The sequence below is a fragment of the Zobellia russellii genome, assembly GCF_044597075.1.
In the GTDB taxonomy this organism is placed as follows: domain Bacteria; phylum Bacteroidota; class Bacteroidia; order Flavobacteriales; family Flavobacteriaceae; genus Zobellia; species Zobellia russellii.
Map to the genome: position 1 here is coordinate 2474673 of NZ_CP139000.1, position 24445 is coordinate 2499117.

Annotated in this window: 18 protein-coding genes and 1 tRNA gene; 11 read left to right on the forward strand and 8 right to left on the reverse strand. The window is 38.7% G+C overall.

Annotated features, from left to right (window positions below):
• Window positions 1–438, forward strand: a complete 438-nt coding sequence (locus SJY45_RS10075; protein WP_400070452.1) for a TPM domain-containing protein — start codon at window positions 1–3, stop codon at window positions 436–438.
• Window positions 419–1213, forward strand: a complete 795-nt coding sequence (locus SJY45_RS10080) for a TPM domain-containing protein (RefSeq protein ID WP_400070454.1) — start codon at window positions 419–421, stop codon at window positions 1211–1213. The genes SJY45_RS10075 and SJY45_RS10080 overlap by 20 nt, the downstream gene beginning before the upstream one ends.
• 225 nt (window positions 1214–1438) lie before the next feature.
• Here SJY45_RS10080 and der read toward each other — a convergent pair whose 3' ends face one another.
• The 5 genes from der to SJY45_RS10105 form a co-directional block, all read right to left on the reverse strand.
• Entirely contained in the window at window positions 1439–2743 is a 1305-nt protein-coding gene (gene der / locus SJY45_RS10085; protein WP_215438127.1) for a ribosome biogenesis GTPase Der, read from the reverse strand.
• A gap of 144 nt (window positions 2744–2887) precedes the next feature.
• A complete protein-coding gene (locus tag SJY45_RS10090) occupies window positions 2888–4420 on the reverse strand; it encodes a choice-of-anchor I family protein (RefSeq protein WP_400070456.1) in 1533 nt (510 codons plus the stop codon).
• A 107-nt stretch (window positions 4421–4527) separates the two neighbouring features.
• Window positions 4528–5412 (reverse strand): GTPase Era, encoded by an 885-nt coding sequence (gene era / locus SJY45_RS10095; RefSeq protein ID WP_289042288.1) that lies wholly within the window; start codon window positions 5410–5412, stop codon window positions 4528–4530.
• A 10-nt stretch (window positions 5413–5422) separates the two neighbouring features.
• Window positions 5423–5887 (reverse strand): RNA methyltransferase, encoded by a 465-nt coding sequence (locus SJY45_RS10100; protein ID WP_400070459.1) that lies wholly within the window; start codon window positions 5885–5887, stop codon window positions 5423–5425.
• Window positions 5874–7238, reverse strand: coding sequence for a sodium:alanine symporter family protein (locus tag SJY45_RS10105; protein ID WP_215438123.1), 1365 nt, complete (start codon window positions 7236–7238; stop codon window positions 5874–5876). The genes SJY45_RS10100 and SJY45_RS10105 overlap by 14 nt, the downstream gene beginning before the upstream one ends.
• A gap of 192 nt (window positions 7239–7430) precedes the next feature.
• On the opposite strand from SJY45_RS10105, the gene SJY45_RS10110 reads away from it, so the two are divergent.
• From SJY45_RS10110 to SJY45_RS10150, 9 genes are all read left to right on the forward strand, one after another.
• Window positions 7431–7503, forward strand: a tRNA-Met gene (locus SJY45_RS10110).
• 249 nt (window positions 7504–7752) lie between these two features.
• Window positions 7753–8043 (forward strand): hypothetical protein, encoded by a 291-nt coding sequence (locus SJY45_RS10115; RefSeq protein WP_400070461.1) that lies wholly within the window; start codon window positions 7753–7755, stop codon window positions 8041–8043.
• Window positions 8040–8804 (forward strand): hypothetical protein, encoded by a 765-nt coding sequence (locus SJY45_RS10120; protein ID WP_400070463.1) that lies wholly within the window; start codon window positions 8040–8042, stop codon window positions 8802–8804. Before SJY45_RS10115 ends, SJY45_RS10120 begins: the two co-directional genes overlap by 4 nt.
• Window positions 8805–9013: 209 nt before the next feature.
• The gene (locus SJY45_RS10125; RefSeq protein WP_400070465.1) at window positions 9014–9994 is read left to right on the forward strand and encodes a hypothetical protein; all 981 of its coding nucleotides are present in this window, start codon (window positions 9014–9016) and stop codon (window positions 9992–9994) included.
• Window positions 9995–10422: 428 nt separating this feature from the next.
• Complete coding sequence (locus SJY45_RS10130) at window positions 10423–13254, forward strand: triple tyrosine motif-containing protein (protein ID WP_400070467.1); 2832 nt, start codon at window positions 10423–10425, stop codon at window positions 13252–13254.
• 302 nt (window positions 13255–13556) lie between these two features.
• Entirely contained in the window at window positions 13557–16631 is a 3075-nt protein-coding gene (locus SJY45_RS10135; protein WP_400070469.1) for a SusC/RagA family TonB-linked outer membrane protein, read from the forward strand.
• A gap of 14 nt (window positions 16632–16645) precedes the next feature.
• On the forward strand, window positions 16646–18250 hold the full coding sequence (locus tag SJY45_RS10140; RefSeq protein WP_400070471.1) for a RagB/SusD family nutrient uptake outer membrane protein: 1605 nt from the start codon (window positions 16646–16648) through the stop codon (window positions 18248–18250).
• 91 nt (window positions 18251–18341) lie between these two features.
• The gene (locus SJY45_RS10145; protein WP_400070473.1) at window positions 18342–19124 is read left to right on the forward strand and encodes a glycerophosphodiester phosphodiesterase; all 783 of its coding nucleotides are present in this window, start codon (window positions 18342–18344) and stop codon (window positions 19122–19124) included.
• A gap of 84 nt (window positions 19125–19208) precedes the next feature.
• Entirely contained in the window at window positions 19209–20096 is an 888-nt protein-coding gene (locus tag SJY45_RS10150; protein WP_400070475.1) for a family 16 glycosylhydrolase, read from the forward strand.
• 187 nt (window positions 20097–20283) lie between these two features.
• Here the strand turns inward: SJY45_RS10150 and SJY45_RS10155 are convergent, their stop codons facing one another.
• The 3 genes from SJY45_RS10155 to SJY45_RS10165 are packed head-to-tail and all read right to left on the reverse strand — an operon-like array spanning window position 20284 to window position 24433.
• Entirely contained in the window at window positions 20284–21006 is a 723-nt protein-coding gene (locus SJY45_RS10155; RefSeq protein ID WP_400070477.1) for a phytanoyl-CoA dioxygenase family protein, read from the reverse strand.
• 7 nt (window positions 21007–21013) lie between these two features.
• A complete protein-coding gene (locus tag SJY45_RS10160) occupies window positions 21014–23041 on the reverse strand; it encodes a six-hairpin glycosidase-like protein (protein ID WP_400070479.1) in 2028 nt (675 codons plus the stop codon).
• A gap of 24 nt (window positions 23042–23065) precedes the next feature.
• Complete coding sequence (locus SJY45_RS10165; protein WP_400070480.1) at window positions 23066–24433, reverse strand: MGH1-like glycoside hydrolase domain-containing protein; 1368 nt, start codon at window positions 24431–24433, stop codon at window positions 23066–23068.
• Window positions 24434–24445: the final 12 nt, after the last annotated feature.

Below are 24445 nucleotides of genomic sequence, written 5' to 3' on the forward strand. Positions count from 1 at the left end.
ATGTCCAGAGTAGAAGCATTTTTAACCGCAGAGGAAGAGCAAGAAATTGTTGAGGCCATAATAAAAGCCGAAAAAGACACTTCTGGCGAAATCAGGGTGCATATTGAACCCCATACGCGGCTAGACCCAATGGATAGGGCCAAAGAAGTGTTTCTACTCTTAAAAATGGACAATACCAAAGAAGCCAACGGAGTTTTGATATACGTTGCCGTAAACGATAGAAAGTTCTCTATTTACGGAGATAGCGGCATTCATAAGGTGGTACCGGAAAATTTCTGGAATACTACCAAAGATGTCATTCAAGAGCAATTTAAAAAAGGAAACTTTAAGCAAGGTATCATAGATGGTATCTTAAAAGCCGGAAAAGAACTCCAAGCCCATTTTCCTTGGCAGCGCGGCGATAAAAATGAACTCAGCAATGAAGTATCTAAGGGGTAGCCTACTCATCATTTTACTCTGTTGCTATAGTCTGGTCACGGCTCAATTTCAAATTCCGGACACGCCTAAGTTACAGACCACTGTTTACGACTACATAAATCTATTGAGTAGTGGTCAAAAACAGGCTCTAGAGCAGAAATTAATTCGTTATTCGGACAGTACGTCTACACAAATAGTTATTGCCATTATTAGCTCTACGGAAGGAGAGAACATCAATTTTCTTGGGGCTCAATGGGGTGAGAAATGGGGAATTGGCCAAGATAAAAAGGACAATGGTATTTTTATACTTTTGGCCAGGGACGACCGAAGAATAGCCATTAACACAGGATATGGCGTAGAATCTAGGCTTACCGATGCCCTGTCTCGCCGAATTATTGACCAGGCCATTCTACCCAAGTTCAAACAAAACGATTATTACGGAGGCCTAAACGCGGGATCTGATGCCATTTTTCAAGCTCTTAATGGGGAGTTTGAAGAAGAGCGTTCGTTTGACGATGGCGGTGGCTTTCCTTTGGGACAGTTTTTACCATTTATTATTTTCTTCATAATACTTATCATCCTATCCAACCGAAACAAACGAGGTGGTGGTAGAAACGGAGGCAAACGCGGAAGAGGCTTAGACCTTTGGGATATTATCATCTTGAGCAATATGGGTCGTAGTGGTGGCTCCGGCAGCTTTGGAGGCGGCGGTTTTGGAGGAGGTTCCGGCGGTGGCTTTGGTGGCGGTTTCGGAGGTGGTGGCTTCGGAGGCGGTGGTGCTTCAGGCGGATGGTAATCTTTTAGCTCTATCTCGATTCCCAAACTTTACCTGAAGTTGATGATGAAAAGAGGGTAAATAACCGATATAGTTTGGTTTGAATAAACACCTCATCAATTTACAATTCTGAGCTGGAAAAATATTTAGTCTCTATATACAAAATCCCCACAAACCATTTAGACCAACCAAATTGTTTATGGGGATTATATAAGTCTCTAAAGGAGGATAATTAAATGTCTACACCTATTTCTTTCTCATATAAATAGTAATGGGAACACCGTTAAAATCAAAGTTTTCCCGCAATTTATTCTCCAAGAAACGCTTGTAAGGTTCCCGAACATATTGAGGGAGGTTACAAAAGAACGCAAACTGAGGGTAGTTTGTTGGCAACTGTGTAATGTACTTGATTTTTACATACTTATCCTTGTAAGCAGGTGGTGGTGTGCGTTCAATTATAGGCAACAATACGTCATTAAGCTGACGTGTCTTAATTTTCTTGGAACGATTTTTATACACATCTACGGCCGTCTCAATAGCCTTATAAATACGTTGCTTGGTCAATGCCGAAATAAAGATGATCGGCACATCTACAAAAGGTTCCATGGCCTGTTTAATACGCTGGGTATATTCCTTCATGGTATTAGTTTCCTTATCTTCTACCAAGTCCCATTTATTCACTAAGACCACAATACCTTTGTTATTTCGCTGTGCCAACCAGAAAATATTTTCCACCTGACCATCAAAACCACGTGTGGCATCAAACATTAACAAGCAAACATCGCAATGTTCAATAGCACGAACGGAGCGCATTACGGAATAAAATTCCAAATCTTCCTTTACCTTGGCCTTTCTTCTGATACCTGCAGTATCAATTATATTAAAGTCAAAACCAAAACGGTTGTATTTTGTATCGCTACTATCCCTTGTAGTACCGGCAATATCGGTTACAATGTACCTATCTTCACCGATCAAAGCGTTTATGAACGATGATTTACCGGCATTAGGTCTTCCAACAACGGCAAACCTTGGCAACTCACTTTCTTCTTTTTCACTTTCAGGAAGCACTTCTACCAAAGCATCCAACAAATCTCCCGTACCGCTACCGTTAATGCTGGACAGCGTATAATAATCACCTAAACCTAACGCATAGAACTCTACTGCATCTTCCGCACGTTTGGCATTATCTACTTTGTTCACAGCAAGAAATACGGGCTTTTTAACCCTACGGAGCAAATTGGCTACATCTTCATCCATGCCCGTAATACCACTTTCAACATCTACCATAAAAATTATGGCATCGGCCTCATCAATGGCAAGTTCTACCTGCTTATCTATTTCCTGCTCAAAAATATCGTCGCTACCCTGTACGTAGCCACCTGTATCTATTAATGAAAACTCTTTTCCGTTCCAATCACTTTTTCCATAATGACGGTCACGGGTAACGCCACTTACGGCATCAACAATAGCTTCCCTTCTTTGAATCAAACGGTTAAAAAACGTGGATTTCCCTACATTTGGTCTCCCTACAACGGCTACAATAGCACTCATACTTCCTTAAATTTGCTGCAAAAATAGTATTAATCCCGATGGAATCGCAATTCTAAACCACTAATCGTAAGTAAATTAAAAAGAGAATCCCCAAATCTCAAAATGAAATTAGGGGATTCTGTCTTTATAGTCTGTTGAAACCTACTATTTTATCTCGTAAATAGAAACGGTATTTGATACTTCGTTGGTTATTACCAAAAGGTTTTCACCGTTAGGCGAGTCATCGGAAGGAATTACCAAAAGTCCCTCTGGAGCAACGTCTTGTGTATCGAAAATCCACTTTAAAAACTCAGGAGCCGAAGGCTGGCTAATATCGTACACCATAGCACCACCGGTTCTTTCCAAGCCTACGAACAACAATGTAGATTCACCAATTTTAAGAGTAGTAACAGACTCAGGTTCCGCACCCTTGTCATCACTTCTATCATCTGCTTCACCTTCATCATTATTGAACAATGCAGGTGCAATTTCCAAAGTTCTTCTTCCTATATCATCACCACTATCATAAACCATTTGGCCTTGAGGGCTCCAAATCGTGAACGATCGTGCACCGTAAGAATAGATTTTATCAAAATCGCCATCGCCATCTGTATCGCCATTGGCCGTTGTAGTCTTTAATCTACCTAAATTTTCATCAGCTTGAAGTTGCTCTGCATTTGGAAAAACCGTTGCGTCCAATTCCAGGTCCTTTACTCTTTCCTCTTCTGAATAGCCATCGTAATCACGGGAATCTCCTTCGTTAGCAGAAATGATGTAACCTGCACCTCCAATTTTGGCATAAGTGATAGCATCGGGCATATAAAACCCTAGAACCGGCCATGTTTTAAAGTTTCCAACAATATCATCTTTGTTACTTGCATCCAAAGCATTTTCAGGAAGTGAGTGGTCCTTTACACCCAAACCAAAAACATCGGTCAAGGTCATTGTGGTCAGATCCACCACGGCCATACCATTGTTTTCCTGTAAACTAACATAGGCATATTTACTATCATCGGAAACAGCAACATATTCCGGTTCAATATCTTGGGCAACTGTAGCATCGGGACCAAAAACCCTAAAGTCATTGCCTATAGACTGACCGTTGTAGCTCGTAAAAGCCAATGTATTTACCTTACCGTTTTCTACATCTATTACCGAAATAGAGCCTTCCGGATCAACGGTATAATCATCATTTGGCTCCCCTTCGTTAGCGGAAACAATATACTTACCATTAGGACTAAATGTAACCATATCCGGCAATGCACCAACAGGATAGGAATTTGCCAAAGTCATAGTCTCTGTTTCGTATACCTCTATAGTGCCATCTGCCTGTTTGTTGCTGTTCTCTACGGCTATGGCCAAAAGACCACCGTGAACCGCAACGCTATTAGGTGTTCCGCTTAAGGAAATAGAAGATTGTTTAGATGGAATTGTAGGTTCGGAAATATCCCAAACAGAAACCTCGGTCTCTACAGGGTTTACCACGAATAACTTACCGGTTTTGGAATCATACGCACTAATCTCGGCGAAGCCCTCATCACCGGAGCCATTTACGAATCCTCCAATCTTTGTAAAAGTAAGTTCTGATGTGTTTACGATTGGTTCCTCATCCGGGTGACCAACATAGTCTTCTAATTTCTCACAGGAAAAAGCTGTAAGTGCCACTAGGGCAAGTGAAATACTTCTAAAATTTTTCATCTTCAAGTTTGGTTATTAATCGCCAAAGATGAAATTTCAGAATCACTTTAAGGTTAGCTAAAAAACAACCAATGTTTAAAAGAACGCTACCAAATGGTTAAGAAGTTTTAGTTATTGTAACCGAAACGTTTTAGCTGACGGGCATCACTACGCCAATTTTTATTGACTTTTACGTACAACTCCAAATGTACCTGCTTGCCAAAAAACTGCTCAAGGTCTTTACGTGATTCTACCCCTACCCTTTTTAGGGCAGCACCTTTATGACCGATTATAATACCCTTTTGAGAGTCGCGCTCTACCATAATTACCGCGCGCATTCTAATGATATCCTCATCTTCAAAAAACTCTTCGGTCTCTATTTCTACGGAATAAGGAATTTCCTTTTTATAGTACATCAAGATTTTCTCCCTGATATTCTCGTTAACAAAAAACCGCTCGGGCTTATCCGTCAATTGGTCTTTTGGATAATAAGCGGGCGCCTCTGGAAGCAATTCGATTATACGTTCAAAAATATTTTTAATATTGAAGTTGGACAAGGCCGAAATAGGATGCAACTCTACCGTTGGAAGCATTTCTTGCCAGTACTGCACCTGCTCCTCCAACAACTCTTGCGTTGCGGTATCTACCTTATTCAATAAAAGTAAAACGGGAATCTTACTGTTCTTTATTTTCTCAAAGAAAGCTTCGTCCTTTAATGCCTTTTCGCCAATCTCTACCATGTACAGAAGTACATCTGCATCCTCAAAAGCAGATTTTACAAAATTCATCATGGAAGATTGCAGTTCGTAGGCCGGTTTAATAATTCCCGGCGTATCCGAAAGTATCACCTGAAAATCATCGCCATTAACAATACCCAGAATACGGTGCCTTGTGGTCTGCGCCTTGGAGGTAATTATAGATAGTTTCTCGCCTACAAAGGCATTCATTAAAGTAGATTTCCCCACATTGGGATTACCTATAATATTTACAAATCCGGATTTATGATTTCCCATACTTTATCTTTTAACGCATTTGCGGTTTTGATAGATTCCTATCATACATAACAATACTTCCGGCTACGGCCACATTGAGGCTTTTTACCGATTTAAAACGAACCAAATGGTGCGACTTTTCACAAGCTTGATTGGAAAGTCCGTGGTCCTCAGCACCCAGCAAATATACGCATCGTCTTGGGTGTTCAAAAGTTTCCAAGTCTACCGCATTTTCCTTCATTTCCACGCCTACCAGCATAGCACCCTTGGGCAAATTTTCATAGAATGCTTCAAACGTTTCATAATGAAAATAAGGCATGGCCTTCACCGCATGGTGCGTATCACTTGCCTGTTTGGCATATCTATTACCAATCGTGAAGATATAACTGGCCCCTAGATTTTGTGCCGTTCGCCACAACACCCCTAGATTTTCCGGTGTTTTTCCGTTTTGGATACCGATACCAAAAAACTCATGTTCAAAATTATCCGTGCTCACCTTTTAACCTCTGAAAATATTTTCTTGCCTCTTTGTTCACCTTTGGTGCCAGCAAAAGTACGGCAATCATATTGGGTATGACCATTAAAGCGTAGGAAAGATCTATAAGGTTCTTTACCAAATCCAGAGAAGCTACGGCCGCAAATACAATCATAAGTACAAAATACCAGTTATAAAACTTGCCGATTTTTGCATTGGTCAAGAAAGAAAGACATTTTACACCATAGTACGAATACGTAAACAAGGTAGAAAAGGCGAATGCCGTAACAATTATCATGAGCAAAACATCGCCATAACCGAACAGTGTAGTCTCAAATGCCGAAAGGGTCATTACAATTCCGCTTCCATCCTCCAAATAAGCTCCACTTAAAATGATAACAACGGCGGTAAAGGTACACACCAAAATAGTATCTATAAAAGGGCCGAGCATAGCAACCAATCCTTCTTTAATAGGATTATCCGTTTTAGACTGACCATGGTACATAGGCGCACTACCCAAACCTGCCTCATTGGAAAACATAGCCCTACGAACCCCAATAATAACCAGACCCCAGAATCCTCCGGTTACAACGGTCTTAAAATTCCAGGCTTCCGTGATTATCAACTTTAAGGAAGGTATTATCTGCGAAGCGTTCAAAACCATAACCACAACTACCGCTACTAGATAAACTAATACCATAAATGGAACTATGGCCGATGCTACTTTGGCTATCTTGGTGAGCCCTCCAAAAATGACGAACGATGTTACTACAGCCAGAACCACCCCAATACCCAACTGCCAATTAAAATCGCCAAAATTGGCTATGGTTTCATTGGGCTCCACAACGCTCATAAAAGTTTCCGTAAACTGGTTTGCCGTAAAAACACCTAAAAACCCGAATAGACCACAGACCGCAAAAAATAATGCCAATGGCTTTGCTTTTGGTCCCAAACCTTGTGTAATATAATACATGGGACCACCTTGCAATTTACCATCGGAGTCCGTACTACGGAACATAATGGCCAGACTACAGGAATAAAATTTGATACACATACCGATAAGGGCGGTAACCCATATCCAAAACACTACACCCGGACCACCGTCATGAATGGCAATGGCTACCCCGGAAATGTTTCCCAAACCAACTGTTGCAGCAACAGCGGCCGATAGGGCCTGAAAGGAACTTACATCTCCTTCGGACTTATCATTATCATATTTACCTGCCGTTATGGCAATGGCGTGACCAAAGTACCTGTAGGGTAAAAATTTAGAATAGAAGACCAGAAAAAGTCCACCTCCAATAAGTAAAAGAAACATGGGCCACTCCGTAAAGGGTAGCGCTGCAGAAATAAAATCGTTAATTGTATCCATACGTAGGCTTGCTAGTCCCGAAGGTATGGAATTTGGAGATTTTTTAGGGTATGCAAGAAAAGATTCTGCTCTAAGTTTGGTTTTAAGTAAAAAACAGTTGTATATTTGCAGCCCGTTACAAATAGTAGCGCACCCTTATCTCGTCAGCGTAATGACCTGAAGTTGCAAGACAAGTGAGATAAAAACCCATATCGCGGGGTAGAGCAGTAGGTAGCTCGTCGGGCTCATAACCCGAAGGTCGCTGGTTCGAGTCCAGTCCCCGCTACTAAGTAAAAAGGCTTCTGATTTTTCAGAGGCCTTTTTTTATGCCTTGTATTTCTTTTTTTTATTACGCTATGCGAACAAAAAAAACACCACCTACTAAGCGTTTGTAAAGATATATTATACGTATAATAATTTCTTATTTTCCTATATACATTGGCAGTATCCAAGATTTGAGTAAATTACCGTTAAAATAGACGTATAGCAACTAGTTGCTTTATACAATTGTTGTGTACAATATGCCCCAAACCAAATGACCGACAAAGGAAAATTACGGGAATTAGAAAAAAGAATTGACGAGGTATTATATTATGTATGGGACCCAATTGGAGTATCTGACGAACCCTGTGCAAGGGCTGAATATAGTTCCTACACAATGACAATACTCAAATACGTTTTGAAAGAGGACTTAATAAAAATTATTCGTCATTTAACTACGATTGAAACTGATTCTATGGGTTTAACTGCTAACGAAGAGCGTAATGAAATGGTAGCGCAACGATTGCTGGATTACAAATATGCCGCGGAAGAGGGACTAAAATGACTAATCCATATAAAATTCACCTAAATAATTTCTTTGAAACAATAACCGATTTCAAGCACACCACAAATCGACTGAATAAAGTACTTCTTAAAGATGCTGAGAAATATACAGCTGAGGGCGCGAGCTATTTTTCAGGGACATCGTTAGTTATAGGCGACTGGACTGGACCAACCGACAATGGTTGGAAATTAAATTTTCATACTGGCATCCAAAAATCAACATATAAAGAAAATTATTCAACAGAAATCGAAAAAGTACTCTCACGAGAATTTGGATTTGCTTATGCCCAATGTTACGAAGCATTTGAAACACTACTAAAAGACTTTATCAATATAAAAATACAATCTGACCAAAATTTTAAAGATTCTTTACCCACAAATAAAGAGTATAGTAGAGAGTTTTTAAAAGGAGGCAATGATATTTTCAAACTAATAAAAAAAGCAGGAGGAAAAAGACTAAAAGAGTATTCAAAGCAAAACAATAACAACTTTAAATTTAGCGAAACCTTTAAGATATTTTCGGAAATTAGACATGCAATTACACATTCTCAAGGTATTCTTAACTCATCAAAAATCCCCAAAGACAAATACTATCAGGGACTTTTTGAACACTTACTACCTTTGAATAAATTGGAAGAGGAACTGATTAAACTAAAATTTGATTATAAGACCTGTAACCAACTTTTAATTTACTTGTCTGAATTTGGCTACCAAGTATTCAAAATACTTAGTGAAGAGGATAATTATGAATGGAAACTATAAAATACTGCACACAACAAAACCTATAAACAATACGGGCTTCGGGCTTAATCGAAAGGTTTGTGTATTTTTATGAAGTCCGCAAAATCTTTTGGATTTTGCTCTGGACAATAAAAAATAAATCAAAACAAAAAGATTTCGCTATGTGCGTTGTGGAAAGCAAACGCCAGTTTGCACCCGTACTGTTCATAGCTCAACCGTTGTAAACAGTTATGAAGAAACTGGGAATTTTAGTATTTGGACTACTTCTTTTAACCAATTGTGTTGAGGAAAAAGATACTGTAAATAAAAAATTTAACCCATTCCAAAATAATGATGGACTCAAAAGTCAATTCTTCGGCCTAGACACTATTGGATGGAAGGAGGTAGTTGGAAAAAAAGGGACTATAATTTATTACAATCGGGATTACTTTAATGTTGATTCGACCGACAAAATCACATTGGAATTAAGAGAGTACTACGAGCTTTCAGATTTAATAAAAAGTAATATCCGAACTTTGACAGGCGACAGTGAGTTGCTTGAATCTTTAGGTGTTGTATTTTTGGAATTCAAAAAGAATGGACAAAAAATTAACCTAAAAGACAACAATAACATTAGCATACGATTTCCTCTGGAGTTTTCTGGACAAGACAAAATATTTACTGGCAAAATTGACTCTATTGGACAAATCTCATGGTCTGAAACTAAAAGTTTCTTCACTGTTATGTATTATAATCAAGAATACGGTATAGATATGCCTCGTGAAGTCACAATGGATTCTTTACCACATTATCAGCAACTGTGGCGTAAACAAGATAGTATATATCAAGCAAAATACGGAGCGTACGATAGAATTAAAGAATCGGTGGGCAATTCCGTTTCTATAAACAACTTAGGCTGGTTAAACATAGACAGATATGTGGAAAACCCGTCTAAAATGGATTTTGAAATTAACAATCCAAAAGAGATAGATGGTATTATAATTTATTTTGTTTATGAAGATTATAATTCTTTTGCAAGCTTTGTACCTAACAAAAAGGACCATATAACTTTAAAAAGAATTCCAATTGTTCCAAAGACTTCTATTGTTGTAGTGGGTATTAAAGGCGAACAACTTTTCGCAGAGAAATTATCGACAGAAAAGAAGCAACCTATCAAATTGAAATTAAAAAAAATCAGTAGGTCTGAATTAATGAAATTATTTGAAAAATAACTGTTTACAACAAAAGTGACCGTTGCACAAACCATTGACAAGACAAAAAAACAGATTCATATAAGCCTCTTTACGGGGCTTTTTTTATGTCCGAACATAAACGGAATTCTAATTTTGGATGCTTGGTAGAAGCGCTTAGTAAATATTGATACTAGCTCCTAATATATCCGGCTGGGAGATTACCCTTCTACGATGTGCAGACAGGGCATTTGGTTATTTGTGCGGTTTGAAGGTTTACAGGAAACGGTAGTAAGACATCAGTTTCTATATTTTAAAAACGTATCCCTTATTCAAACTTTCAAAATTCTGTATACCCTAAAAGATTGACCCCCTATAAAAGAACTATATTAGCCTATAGTAAAGAATGTCTGCAAATTACATATTCGTAAATTTGCCTGAACTGTTTATAGGTTATACCATCAAGAAACATGCATACCTCCAATAACCATTGTTTTTTTTGCCTCTATAAACTTGCCATAGCACTGCTTTTTGGGCTACAGTTTTTGCACGCTCAAGAAACCCCACCAATCGTTAAATTTTCAGCTTCGGAATACGGAGCGGAAAACCAGAATTGGGACGTAACCCAGAACCTTCAGGGTTATATTTACGTGGCCAACAATGAAGGATTGTTAGAGTATAACGGCTCTAGATGGACTCTATATCCTTCGTTTAACAATACTGCAATTCGCTCATTATCTTCCTATAAGGACAAAGTTTATTCGGGCAGTTATATGGAGTTCGGTTACTGGACCAAAAACAATAAAGGGGCAATGGACTACCACTCTATCTCCGAGTCTATAAAAGAAAAACTCTTTGAAGACGAAATCATATGGAATATTGAGGGACTCGATAAATACGTGATTTTTCAGTCATATGACCGCCTTTATTTCTACGATACCGATTCAAAGCAACTAAACTTTTCTACGGACAAAGAAAACAACTACAGAATATTCAAGGTTGGTCAGAAAATTTACCTTCAGAAATACGACGGAAGAATTTTCAATCTTGAAAACGGAACAGAAAAATTGATTGCGACCATACCGGAAAACCTCAACGTAAAATTTCTACTTAACATGTTCTCCGTAAATAACGGACTAGTAGTATTAACACGTACCAAAGGGCTGTACAAAATAGAAGACCGCACTCTTAAAAAATGGAGCATTCCCGCCGATACCCTGCTTCAAAATGCCCGCGTATTTAGAGGTATTCAGTTAAAGGACAAAAGTTTTATGCTGGGCACCATCTCAAAAGGCATTATTTCAATGTCCGCTGATGGACAAATTACAGGGGTAATCAATCAAAAAAATGGTTTAAGCAATAACACCGTACTCAATTTGTTTGAAGATGCCGACGCCAATGTCTGGGCAGCCTTGGATAATGGCCTAGATTGTATCAACAGGCAGTCTTACATAAGAGAGTACAATGACCGAGATGGCACTTTTGGTACGACTTACGCCTCCATCACCCACAATGAAAAATTATATATCGGCACCAATCAAGGGCTATTCTATAAAAATTTAGGTTCTGATGAAAGTCTGAAATTTATAAAAGGGACAGAAGGCCAAGTTTGGTCTCTTTATTCCGAAAACGACCAGCTGCTATGCGGACACAATAATGGTGTCTTTAGCATTACTGGGAATATGGCATCATTGGTTGCCCATATTGATGGCGTCTGGAACTTTAAGCCCATACCCAACAGGCCCCACAAACTTCTCATTGGTCATTATTCAGGCTTGGCCATATTGGAAAAAGATAAAGGCTCATGGAAACTAGATCACAAAATTGAAGGATTTGAAATTTCATCGCGTTTTGTTGAAATTCTTGATACACATGAAATATGGGTCAATCACGAAACTAAAGGAATCTATCGCTTAATACTGAACAACGACTTATTGTCTTTTGATTCTGTCACCTTGCTTCCTGACGTTGAAAAAAGTAAAGCTTCTGGAATAGTAAAGGTTAATAATGATTTGCTCTACACAAATCAAAACGGAATTTTCAAGCTTCAGCCACACACAAATAAATTTATAAAAGACTCTATTTTAAACCCACTCATTTCAGATGGGGAATACCTATCAGGAAAATTAGTGTTTGATCAAAGAGAACGGCTATGGAGTTTTAAACAGACCCATATTGGCTATACCCAAAAAGGTCCGTTGAACAATATGGTAGACTTCAATTCCATTCCCATTGGAAATAATTGGAGAAAAATGACTCTTAGCTTTGAAAATATCTCCCAAATAGACAACAACAAATACCTAATAGGCAAAACAAATGGGTACTTATTAATAGACCTTGATAAGGTTCCAAACAAGCCCCATCAATTAATGTTAGACAAAGTTAGTGTTACGAAAAGTGAAAAGGAGACCAAGTATGTCTCTATACTTAAAAAAGGCCAATTTTCTTACAAGGAATCAACACTTGATTTTCATTATAGCGTTCCTCAATACGGTAAGTACACCAATGTTAGCTACCAATATAGATTAGAAGGACTGGATGATTCGTGGAGCGAATGGAGTCCAAAACCATCAGTAACCTTTGAAAAATTGCCTTTTGGAGATTATGAATTTAGGGTCCGATCAAAAATAGGAAACCATGCTTCACTTAATACGGTACAATACAATTTTGTTATCGCCCGGCCACTTTACCTCTCCAACTTAGCCCTGTTGGCATACGCCTTGCTCATATTTGGCCTTGGTTTCATAGTCCACAAGTCATATAAGACCTACTATCGTAGACAGAATAAAAAAAATATGCTCGAAAGTCAACGAGAATTGCAGTTGAAGTACATCAAAAGCGAACAGGAAATGACACGACTTACCAATGAAAAACTTAACCAAGAAATAGAAAGCAAGAACAGAGAACTGGCCATTTCCACCATGAGTTTAGTAAAAAGAAACGAATTACTAAGAAGGGTTAAAAAAGAACTTAAAAAAAGTAACGATCTATTTAATAAGACACATCCGGTAATAAAACTAATAGATAAAAATCTGAACAGTTCAAAAGACCGGAAAATTTTTATGGAAGCCTTTAATAGTACGGATAGGGATTTTTTGACAAGGGCAAAAGAACTGCATTCTAACTTATCTTCCAATGACCTAAAGTTCTGTGCTTATTTACGATTAAACCTTTCATCTAAGGAAATAGCACCGCTTCTTAATATTTCCGTTAAAAGTGTAGAAGTACGACGTTCTAGGCTGCGAAAAAAACTCAATTTAAATAGAGAAACGAAGCTTACAGACTATATTTTATCCATTTAAAAGTTAAAACAAACAAAATTTCACCTCTACATTACCCCTACAAATTACCAAACTCCTTTCTTTTAAACCCTTTTTTCTCTTAATTACCCAAACATATAAATCGCCACGAACACCATAAACAGTAGGACTTCTCAAGTGCAATACAAGTTCGTTTTTATATGTATGTTTTTGTAGTGCCGTATTTCGCTTTTCAAAAGGTAAATCTCTATACATTGGTAACAGCAGAACTCAATGTTCTTGTTTACATAAATATATAACTAGCTAAAATTTCAACTTTTAATCTTGAACAAAACCAACATTCTATGATTATCAAACTATTTAATCCCAGAAAAAAGCTACTGTGGCTTTGGCTCAATGTATTTTCTGCTATGGTCCTATATTCGCAAGACCAGCAAAAAATAACTGGGTCAGTTCTTGACCAGAATGGAATTCCCTTAGCGGGGGCTTCCATCGTTGCCAAAGGAACCACCCAGGGCACATCTACCGATTTTGACGGTAATTTCTCTTTGAACGCACCCCAAGAAGCCACTACCCTGATTGCATCCTACATTGGATACGCTACTACGGAAGTACCCATTTCAAAAGGCTCTATAACAATTACATTACAGGAAGATTCCAGCCAACTGGAAGAAGTTATTGTAGTTGGGTACGGTACGCAAAATAAAAGTGACGTTGTCAATGCAGTTGCCGTAACCGATGTTGAAAAAGCCCTATTAACCCCTACTTCTGATGTAAACGAAATGCTTAGAGGTAGAATAGCCGGACTTCAAGTAAATGTAGGAGGCGGAACCCTAAGACCAGGTGGCACTTCCGATATCATCTTTAGAGGACAAGGTTCCATTGAAGGTAGTGTTAGTGCCATTTACGTTGTTGATGGCATCATTAGGGACGGAGGAATTGAAGATATAGACTCAGATGATATTGAGTCCGTTGAATTCTTAAAAGATGCTTCTGCACAGGCCATTTACGGCTCAAGAGGGGCCAATGGTGTTGTTTTAATTACTACTAAGCGAGGTAAAACCGGAAAAGTAAGCGTAAACTATCATGGTTTTGTAAGCTCAAAAACAATAGAGCGTAATTTTGACGTCTACAACGGACAAGAGTTTGCCCAATTAAGAAGGGAAGCCGCCCGATCTAACATTGCTGATGGCTCCTACCCCAATGAAGAGGATATTTTTTCCGAACTAGAATTGGCCTCTATAGCCATTAACGAATTCATTGATTGGGAAGATGAATTGGTAAAGAACGGTTATGTTAACAGTCATGCCGTGAGCGTTAGTGGCGGTTCAGAATTTACAAAGGTTTTTGGTAGTATAAATTACTTTAAGGAAGAAGGTATTATTCCAACTTCAAGTTATACAAGAAAAACGTTACGATTAAACGTCGATCAAAAAATTAGCAACAAGTTTTCAGTGAATTTTGACTTAAACATTTTGAACGATGATACTGAAAGAGCCGCTAACGTGAACGTAATTACTACTTCCCCACTGGGCAGAGCTTATGACGAAGATGGCAACCTCACCCAGTTTCCAAGCGGTGAGGAATTATCTGCCGTAAACCCCATCTGGAACCTACGGGAACAAGACAATGATGAAAAAGGGAACGACTATGTAATCAACGTCACCCCCATTTGGCAAATCACTAAAGACCTACAGTATCAATTAAAGACCAACCTTACCAGAAGAACTTCGGAGAGAGGACAATACCAATCTTCACTAAGTTCCGCTGGCGACGATGTCAATGGTATCGCCCGAATAGACAACCGTTTGACAGAGTCTTACTTAATAGAAAACATATTGACCTATGATAAGGCCTTTAACGAGAACAACAAGCTTAACCTAACCCTGGTTCAATCTTCCCAAGAAAACAAATACAGTAGAACTTTTACCGAGGGGCAAGGTTTTTCAAATGAAAGTTTGGGCTATGACGGTATATCTAACGCCGTGGGGAACGTTACAGTAGAACGTGACAAAAACCAGCAAAGGCTGGCTTCCTTTATGGCCAGGGCCAGATACAACCTTAATAATAAGTATCTGCTCACTGCAACCGCTAGGGCCGATGGAGCTTCGGTAAACTCGCAAGACAACAAATGGAGCTTTAACCCGGCCGCTTCCGCTGCTTGGAAACTGCATAACGAAAACTTTTTAAGGGATGTCAATGCCATTCAAGAGCTAAAATTCAGGGCTAGTTACGGTTCTTTGGTTAATGATCTTGGCCGTGCCTATACCTCCTTATTTACCGCGGATGGCCAAAACTATACTTTTGACAGGGAATCCTTCTCAGGATACTCGCCATCAGTTATTCTCCCTAACACCGATTTGAAATTTGAACGGATAACGACCCTGAACTTGGGGCTTGATTTTTCTTTGTTCAATAGAGTCTTAACAGGTAACGTCGATTATTACGATGCTCGAACAACCGACCTGTTACTTAGGCGGGGAGTACCCTCCATCACAGGTTACCAATACACCTTTTTTAATGCCGGAGAACTACAAAATACCGGTGTAGAATTAAATCTAACGGCCAATATTATCAATACGGATAATTTTAAATGGTCGGTTTCAACCAATTGGTCAAAGAATAAAAACAAGTTGTTGGAACTTTATAATGATGGCAACGGTAACCCCATCACTGAAGATGACACCTATGGGTACTACGTGGGCCAGCCGGTTGGCGTAATTTACCAGTATGAATTTGACGGCATTTGGCAAGAAGGTGAAGATTTTGCCAACGCCCCACAGGCTAACCCAGAGTCGGCGCTTCCACAAGAAAATTTAAGAGCTGGTGACATCAAAATAAAAGATACCAATGGCGTAGATGAAAATGGCGTCGAAACCGGAATACCGGACGGAAAAATAACCCCCGAAGACCGGGTCTTTAAAAGCCCTAACCCCGACTGGTTCGGTTCATTGTCCACTTCCTTAGCGTACAAAGGCTTTGACCTGTTCGTAGATTTCTATGCGGTTGAAGGTACAGCTAAAGTGAATCCTTTTTTATCCGATTTCAATAACGGCGGAACGCTTTCTGGAAAGCTTAATGGTGTTAAAGTAGATTATTATACTCCCGAAAATCCTTCCACATCGTTTCCTAGACCTGATTTTGATAGTACTCCTCTTTATTTAAATGCCTTGGCAGTAAAAGATGCGTCTTACGTGAGATTAAGAACTGTTAGTTTAGGCTACACATTACCTGATGCTATAACCTCAGATCTAAGTTTAGAACAGATTAGATTTTATGTTACTGGAACAAACCTATTTACCGATACTGACTATATAGGCTATAGTCCCGAAGTGAATATTAGAAGTACCTTTTCTAATGCCGACACCGGCTATCCAGATGCAAGAAGTTTCACTTTTGGTGTAAGGGTTAAATTTTAAAAAAATAAAGAATTATGAATACCGAAAAACTATACCTAAAATTAAAGAAGATATTTGCCCTACTAAGCTTTGTCATAATAGCTGTATCGTGTGATGACTATCTAGAGGAGCAACCAAGTACCTTGATTGATTCGGATTACATATACACTACCGAAGATGGTTTAAAATCTGGAGTAGTAAGCCTATACAAGTTCAATAGGGATAGATATGACAACAGTACCGAAGATTTTATGGGCGGCGTGTTAATGTCTTCACGAAGTGATCTTGCCTTTAGTAGAACTGGCTATACCGGATTAATGGGAAGGTATGAAAGAGGTGTTTCCCCCGTAGACCAAGGTGCCAACTTTGTATCTTCTTTATTCTGGAAACACTTTTACAACATTGCCAATAAGGCCACGGAGATTATTAATGCGGCTGAGGGCTTAGAAGATATTGATGAGGAGGTAAGAAACCAAGTTTTGGCCGAGGCCAAGTTTTTTAGGTCAAACTCTTATTTCTATCTATATCGCATGTTCAACAATATCTATGTCACTACCAATACGGTTACAGTAGACAATGCTTTTGACGTTATCAATGACAAGTCATCGAAAGAAGAGATTTTTGCATTGCTGAACAGCGATTTGGATTTCGCCGTAGAGAATTTGGAATGGAACGATACCTTTGGTCGCGTAACAAAGGGTACAGCAAAGCATTTAAAAGCTAAAGTAGCCATGTGGGAAGGTAATTGGGACGAAGCCAAATACCAAGCCGTTTCCCTTATAGAAGAAGGGCCCCATAGCCTCGTGTCTACAACAGAGGAAGTCTTTTCCGGAGATAAAAACCACGCAGAGGCCTTATTCGTAATACAGTCTCAAGACGATTTATTGGGCGGTGGTGACAATACCATGATCAATGCCAACTATGTTACCCAGTATTTTCAGATTTCTGGAATAGAAGCCAATATAGCACAATCAGGCAGAGGATTCTCAAGAATTCTTCCTAACAAATATTTGCTGGACCTTCTTGCCGAAGACCCCAATGATACCCGGGATGATGATACTTACTTTAGGTTAAAATATTATTACACCTCTGGAGATAGCATAAACCAAGAAATAAAAATCTATAAGCCTATTACAGATTTGAACAACCCTAGTGACACCTATACTTCGTATTACCAAAGGCTTCACCCCTCTTGTATAAAATTTGCAGAAGAAGACGACAACCCCAATTCCTACCTTCAAAGAAGCAATATAATGGTATACAGGTTGGCCGAAACCTACTTGATAGCGGCAGAGGCCATAATGCGCTCTAGTGGAGACCCCCTACCCTATATAAACGCGGTAAGAACAAGGGCTGGAGCCGCTCCTTTGAGCACTGTAAATGAGCAGATCATATTGGACGAACGCGCCCGTGAACTTGCTTTTGAAGGAGAAAGATGGTTTACCTTAAAAAGAATGGGGCAAGAGGTCATTAATAGGCAAATCACGAACTATGCAGGTGATGGCGAATACTTTCCCGCTAACTTGGGAGAAAAAGACCCACGCACAAACTGGAAGCCTTACTACATCAATTTTCCCATAGCACAAATCGACCTTGATTTACTAGGCCCCGGTTACCCACAAAACGACGGATATAATTAAACGTTCCCCCAAATAATTATTAATTGAGTTGAGTAATTTGGGCATAGGTCTTAAGGCCTTTGCCCAAATATTAATGTTTAAAATGCAAAGTATGAGATGTGTTGTTCTATTAATGACAATGATTCTAGTGGGTTCGTGTTCAACCACAAAAAAGACCGTGGATTTTTCACAAAACAAAGTAGTGGCCCACAGAGGAGCATGGAAGGCTAAAAATTTACCGGAAAACTCCATAGCTTCCCTAAAGGAAGCCATCCGAATGCAATATGCAGGTACCGAATTTGATGTACGTATGACAGCAAACGATTCTTTGATAATTACCCATGACCCAGATTACGCAAACCTGGAAATTGAAGAAAGCTCCTATGAAGACCTAAGCAAATTTCCATTGAAGAACGGAGAGATATTGCCCACCCTAAGGCAGTACATTTTGACCGGCCTTGAAAACAATACAAAAACCCGCCTTGTGTGTGAGATCAAACCGTCTAAAGATAAGGAAAGGGGGCTTATAATCGCTGAGAAAGTCTATAATATGATAAACGAACTCAACGCACAACATATGGTGGTGTATATAAGCTTTAGTTACGATATTTTAAAGCGATTGGAAGAACTGAATCCTGAAGTACATACACAGTATCTAGACGGTAGCAAATCTCCAGAAATATTGAAGCGTGACGGTATCGATGGGGCCGATTATTACTTATCCGTGTTTAAAAACCATCCCGAATGGATCATAAGTGCCAAAAAGAATAAAATAGCCCTAAATGCTTGGACCGTAAATGAAGAGGAAGACATGGAATGGTTCTTGAAAAACGATTTTGATTTTATCACCACAAATGAACCCGAGCTCTTACTTAAAAAAACAGCACGACCCTAAAAAAAGATATCTTCCCTAACCAACCTAGTTACAATCATTACCTTTTCCCGAAGTTTCTTATCTTGTATACATAACTAAGACCCCATGCAAAAGTCCCTAATTTCAAAACAGCTGATACCTCTTATTTTTACAGGCCTTATTACCCTTGGCAGCTGTAATGACAACAACAAGAAAACCCACGATACCGAGGCGGAAGACGAATCACCAGCAGGCTATGCATTGGTATGGGCCGATGAATTTGATGGTAAGGGCGAACCAAATCCTGCTAACTGGGCCTATGAAATAGGTTTTATCAGAAATAACGAAGCACAGTACTATACTGATAATCCAAAAAACATTCGAGTTGAGGACGGCTTTCTTATTATAGAAGCCCATAAGGAAAAGGTGGAAAACGAGGCATTCGTTTCCGGAGAAGCCGACAACTGGATGAAAAAGGAGGAGTATGGAAAATATACCTCGGCCAGCATAACCACCAAAGACCTGAACGAATGGAAATATGGCAAAGTGAGCGTTAGGGCCAAATTACCCAAGGGCACCGGAACATGGCCGGCCATTTGGATGCTGGGCAAAAACTGGAAAGAGGTAGGTTGGCCCCAATGCGGTGAAATAGACATCATGGAGCACGTTGGCTATCAAAGCGATTCGATTTTCGGTACGGTACACACCGAAGCTTTCAACCACATCAAAAAAACCGAAGTAGGCAAATCTGTTTTTATTGAAAACCCTTATGACGATTTCCATGAGTATTCCATTGAATGGACTCCCGAAAAAATTGTGTTCCTATTAGACGGCACTGCGTACCACGAGTTTGAAAACCTGCAAAAAACGGATGCCGAATGGCCTTTTGACCAGCCTTTCCATTTAAAATTGAACTTGGCAGTTGGTGGTAGTTGGGGAGGATTAAAAGGCATTGATGACAGTATCTTTCCTCAGAAAATGATAGTTGACTATGCTAGGGTATACCAAAAATAGCACGTTACGAGTTAAGTAAATCCATAAAAAGCCTCCCCCGAAACTTTCCACGAAAAGATTCTGCTTATATTATTTATTAAACCCTATCCCATTTTCACTGTCTACTGGTTTAGGCTAAAGAAAATATATGGGGAACGGGGACTTAGTAAATACTATTTTTCTATAATGATATTATTGCTAATTCTAATTATTTAGATTCTCTAAACTTTCTTTCCCCTGTATGATCTACACCTTGCTCACGTTCTAACTGTATCATTTCTTGAGGCCTAAAATTTAAAATTAAAGCTCGCCGTGGGCCTTTGGTGCTATTGCCTTTGCTAAAGTGAAGGGTAAAACCATCATGAAATGTGCACCCTCCTGCTTTTAAGGGAACAGGTTTACCATTTTTAGGCCTTATAGCTATAGATAGCGCCCCACCCTCTTTACTATGAGTATGTTTGAATAAATGATTGTCATATCTAGGAACAAACCACATACATCCATTTTCTTCATATACGTCATCTAATGCAATCCAACAACTTACAGATCTTTTGTCCGGTAAATCTATCCAGTACGCCGCATCTTGGTGCCAAGGTGTTTCTGTATTTGTAAAGGGTGCCTTGTTTATAAGCATGTCAAAATCCAAAGCCATATCGTCGCCTAACAAACTTTTTGCTAATACTAAGGCCCTTTTATAGGCTTGTTTTTCCAAAAGTTGCGGTTCAATACGGCTGGGAAGCATAATTTGTGTGATTTTCTCAATAGACTCGTCCTGTACGGTATGGCCTGACAAATCACTTCGTAAACCGGCAGTAAGCTTCTTATTTTCTAAAAGCTTATCGTACAGTTTTCTTATATCAAAAACTTCGTCAATAGGCAACAGCTCTTCTAAAAAAGTAAATCCATTATTTACAAAATCCTTTTTCAACATAGCAAGGTTAAATTTTATTTAAGGATACTTCTAAGGAATCACCCTCCTGTATTAAGGAACTCTTAAAGATATGTCCGTCATTTCCAACTACTCTAACGCGAATCTTTTTCCCCTCTCTAAGAACTTTAATATGAAAATCAGCCTTAAAAGCTTTTATATGATTTAGTTCCATCTTATCCCATGTACTAGGTAATCTAGGAGTTAATCTAAAACTTTTTAGACCTATAGGTACAATACCGAACATACCTTCAGTAAAAACACGACAATACAAACCGCTCTCCGCTGATAGGTGCGCCATATTTCCCTCTGGAAAGGCCTCCACTACATAAGGCACTCTGTCTCCTAATAAGCGTTTTTCCGAAAACTCTTTCAATTTTTTCAGTGATTGATCAGTAGCCCCTGCAAGAAAAGTTCCTCTGAGTGCGTATAATGTTCCTCTATCCCAAAAGACTTTGGATATTTCTAAGTTTTTCTCGTTTTTCTCTACATGAACTCCATTATCCGTCCATAACTTTTCAAATAGAGCTTCTATAGTTCCTTCTTTTCTGTCAAAAATTTGCACAACCAACGGAAGACAAATCCAATGTCTTAGGTTTTCATGCTCTTTGTAATATTTGTAAGTTTTCAGACCATCAATAGTTTCCCCAAAATAAGATTCAATGTTCTTTCTTAATTTAACCGCAGCCTTTTTATATTCACGGATTTTACTATTAGATTTTCCTAATGAAAGCCCGAGGTCAACGGCTAGATTTAACGCTCCATAATATAAACTAGATGTAGATAAATTAGCATTACCCGTTTCAATCCTTCCTTCCATTTCATCGGACTCTGAAACTACCACGCCATTTTCATTTAGGTTTCTCCTATTATACTCCAAGCACCATTCTATTAAAGGCCACAGCTTTCGAGCACCCTCTTTATCTCCTGATGCCAAGGCAAACTGTGCGGCACCATAGGCTATCATTGCCGCATCACCACGGTCCAAAGTACTGATAGGGGCATCACCTTCCATTTCAAATGAATATCTTATATTTTGATACTCCGGATTAATTTCCTTCGTATACAGGTTGTACATATTCATTGCCGCCCGATTGCCCAAATCATAACCTAGATACGGAAAAAAAGGATTTACGTATTCTGCTTGATCGTTAGCCCAAAAACCAACATAGTAACGCCCACCTCCCGGAGAATGAACCATGCCTAATTTTGATTCGAATATGCTCTCAGAAGCACGAATTTTAGAAAATTCAAATAATGTATTTAAAGTTGAATCTGGTGTTACAAGCTGCAACGAGCTTTTCATTTTATTCAAAAAATTTATACGCTGCTGATAATATTCATCCTTGTGAATAGTCAATTTTGGTTCGTCATTCATCCTTGCGGATACATATACTGAAAATAGATAGGATTCCCCTCCAGCTATACTGATATTCTCTGTGAGATTGCTTGTGCCATTTATTTCATATTCTCCCTTCACCCCTCTTAAGTAACGAGTGTTTTCGGTGTTCCTCCCAACAAAATGCACCGTTGAATCAGTAGTATTAACAAGCTCCCATTGTTCAACGAATAGACGTTGATTCGTTGATGGAAAAAATGTGCGAACCAAAGCTACTCCCTGTTCGGGCTCATGCTCTATTACCAGTGTTCCGTTAATTCTAACATTTCTGACCGCGCCTGGTGTATAAATTTTTTCTTTCAATATTAATGTAGGTAAAATATCATCAGAAAAAGTATGGGATAAATAAGCCCGGTAATGCTTCCAATCCGGGTCATTGGTTTTAATAAATGTCCTTAGTTGAGGAAAAAATACCTGCCTTGAAACCGACAACTGTTTTTCCTTATCTATACTATAGGAAACTATGGCCGATACACGTTTACCAGACATTTCAATATTATCGTCATACGGTATATTTTTTCCCTCGGAAAGATTTAACTTAATCTCATTCTTATTTTCTATTGTCCAATGTTGAGAAAATTGAGCAAACTGAAATTGAACAACGAGCAGAAAAACCAAGGTCACTAAATTATTATTCATCCTAACTATATTATCTATATTGAATTATTTTATTTCCAGTAACATCCAATTATTATTTACCACCCCATCAAGTACATTTTCAATACATAAATTCCAACTAATAAAACCCACAATATTTCCGTCTTCATCAACATGGTCATCACTTGGAGCTAATGGTTGGCCAGTATCCGCATTATAGTTTTCATGGGTTGTTTTGTACTTTTTAATATCGGTCAATAACAAATTGCCCACCGTTTGTGCCAACCAAGCCACCTCATGGTCATATCCATAATTTTTTAATCCTATTGAATAGATATAATTGGCTATAGGCCATACAGGTCCTTGCCAGTTTGAAAAGGGTACAATAATATTCTTGTTGTTATAATCAGGGTCTTGTGCAGAAAGAGTTCTAAAGCCATACTTCGCCTTCATATGATTCTCATTTAACAAATAAGTCTCTATCATTTTGCTCGCGTTGGGTTTTGAAACAATGTTGGCCACCAATGGCAAAAAAGAGGAAAACGTAACCCTTTTATAGAAATCACCTGTTTCTCTATCTACCGTATAAAAAATTGAATCGTCTTCTGACCATAGGATTTTATTAATGGCCATCTTTAGTTCTGCAGCTTTTTGTTCATACAAAATAGCGTCTTCCTTAATCCCTAGCTTTTTTGCTATTGCAGACTGAGCCAAATATTCTTTGTATTGCCATGTGCTTGCATCCGGAGCCAAAAAAGAACGTTTATCTTCTATGAAATAATTAAGCGCCGGGTTATTGTCCGCTCCACTCTGCATGGCTATATCCCAGAAAAACAAACCGGTAACACTATCTCTCTGTGTTTTCTCTCTATACTCCAAAACCCTTTTAATCTGATTATAGTGAGGTTTTACCCATTCAAAGTTATTCAACTTTTTAGAGGCCAGAAAGACTCCTTGAGACAAAAAAGGTTTCATTGCAAACTTCCCAAATATAGGGCGAGGTCCATTTATTGTTGCGCAGCCGGACACATAACCCTCTTCATCAATTCCCTTTATTAAATTCAACGCCCAAAACTTTAGATATTCAGGTTTATCTTTACTAACAAAATAATTACCCATAAAAAACCCATCCCAATCCCACATTTGTTTATAGAATCCGGCCGGTATCAGGTATGGATACTCTAAATAGCCTTCTGCTGGCTGTATGACCTTATTGCTTAAATGCTTGAAATTTTCATTTAAATGCGAATAGATATTCTTCAGTTCTTGCTCGTTAGAAGCAGATAATGCTATAGTTTCTTTTTGGGCTATATGCTTTTCGGGTTTTTCTCCACAACCATTTAATAGTATTCCAAATACACAAAACATTACAAACAATGTGGAAGCATATATTCTCTGTTTGACCAAATCTGCCTTTCTATAGCGTACACTCATATTTATATCAAC

Bases quoted from the DNA above. Each gene is read 5' to 3' on its own strand.
- SJY45_RS10140 (WP_400070471.1), top strand. From the start codon at position 16,646: ATGAATACCGAAAAACTATACCTAAAATTAAAGAAGATATTTGCCCTA.
- SJY45_RS10090 (WP_400070456.1), bottom strand. From the start codon at position 4,420: ATGAAAAATTTTAGAAGTATTTCACTTGCCCTAGTGGCACTTACAGCT.
- era (WP_289042288.1), bottom strand. From the start codon at position 5,412: ATGGGAAATCATAAATCCGGATTTGTAAATATTATAGGTAATCCCAAT.
- der (WP_215438127.1), bottom strand. From the start codon at position 2,743: ATGAGTGCTATTGTAGCCGTTGTAGGGAGACCAAATGTAGGGAAATCC.
- SJY45_RS10125 (WP_400070465.1), top strand. From the start codon at position 9,014: ATGAAGAAACTGGGAATTTTAGTATTTGGACTACTTCTTTTAACCAAT.
- SJY45_RS10155 (WP_400070477.1), bottom strand. From the start codon at position 21,006: ATGTTGAAAAAGGATTTTGTAAATAATGGATTTACTTTTTTAGAAGAG.
- SJY45_RS10165 (WP_400070480.1), bottom strand. From the start codon at position 24,433: ATGAGTGTACGCTATAGAAAGGCAGATTTGGTCAAACAGAGAATATAT.
- SJY45_RS10080 (WP_400070454.1), top strand. From the start codon at position 419: ATGAAGTATCTAAGGGGTAGCCTACTCATCATTTTACTCTGTTGCTAT.
- SJY45_RS10120 (WP_400070463.1), top strand. From the start codon at position 8,040: ATGACTAATCCATATAAAATTCACCTAAATAATTTCTTTGAAACAATA.
- SJY45_RS10075 (WP_400070452.1), top strand. From the start codon at position 1: ATGTCCAGAGTAGAAGCATTTTTAACCGCAGAGGAAGAGCAAGAAATT.
- SJY45_RS10150 (WP_400070475.1), top strand. From the start codon at position 19,209: ATGCAAAAGTCCCTAATTTCAAAACAGCTGATACCTCTTATTTTTACA.
- SJY45_RS10135 (WP_400070469.1), top strand. From the start codon at position 13,557: ATGATTATCAAACTATTTAATCCCAGAAAAAAGCTACTGTGGCTTTGG.
- SJY45_RS10145 (WP_400070473.1), top strand. From the start codon at position 18,342: ATGAGATGTGTTGTTCTATTAATGACAATGATTCTAGTGGGTTCGTGT.
- SJY45_RS10130 (WP_400070467.1), top strand. From the start codon at position 10,423: ATGCATACCTCCAATAACCATTGTTTTTTTTGCCTCTATAAACTTGCC.
- SJY45_RS10160 (WP_400070479.1), bottom strand. From the start codon at position 23,041: ATGAATAATAATTTAGTGACCTTGGTTTTTCTGCTCGTTGTTCAATTT.
- SJY45_RS10105 (WP_215438123.1), bottom strand. From the start codon at position 7,238: ATGGATACAATTAACGATTTTATTTCTGCAGCGCTACCCTTTACGGAG.
- SJY45_RS10115 (WP_400070461.1), top strand. From the start codon at position 7,753: ATGACCGACAAAGGAAAATTACGGGAATTAGAAAAAAGAATTGACGAG.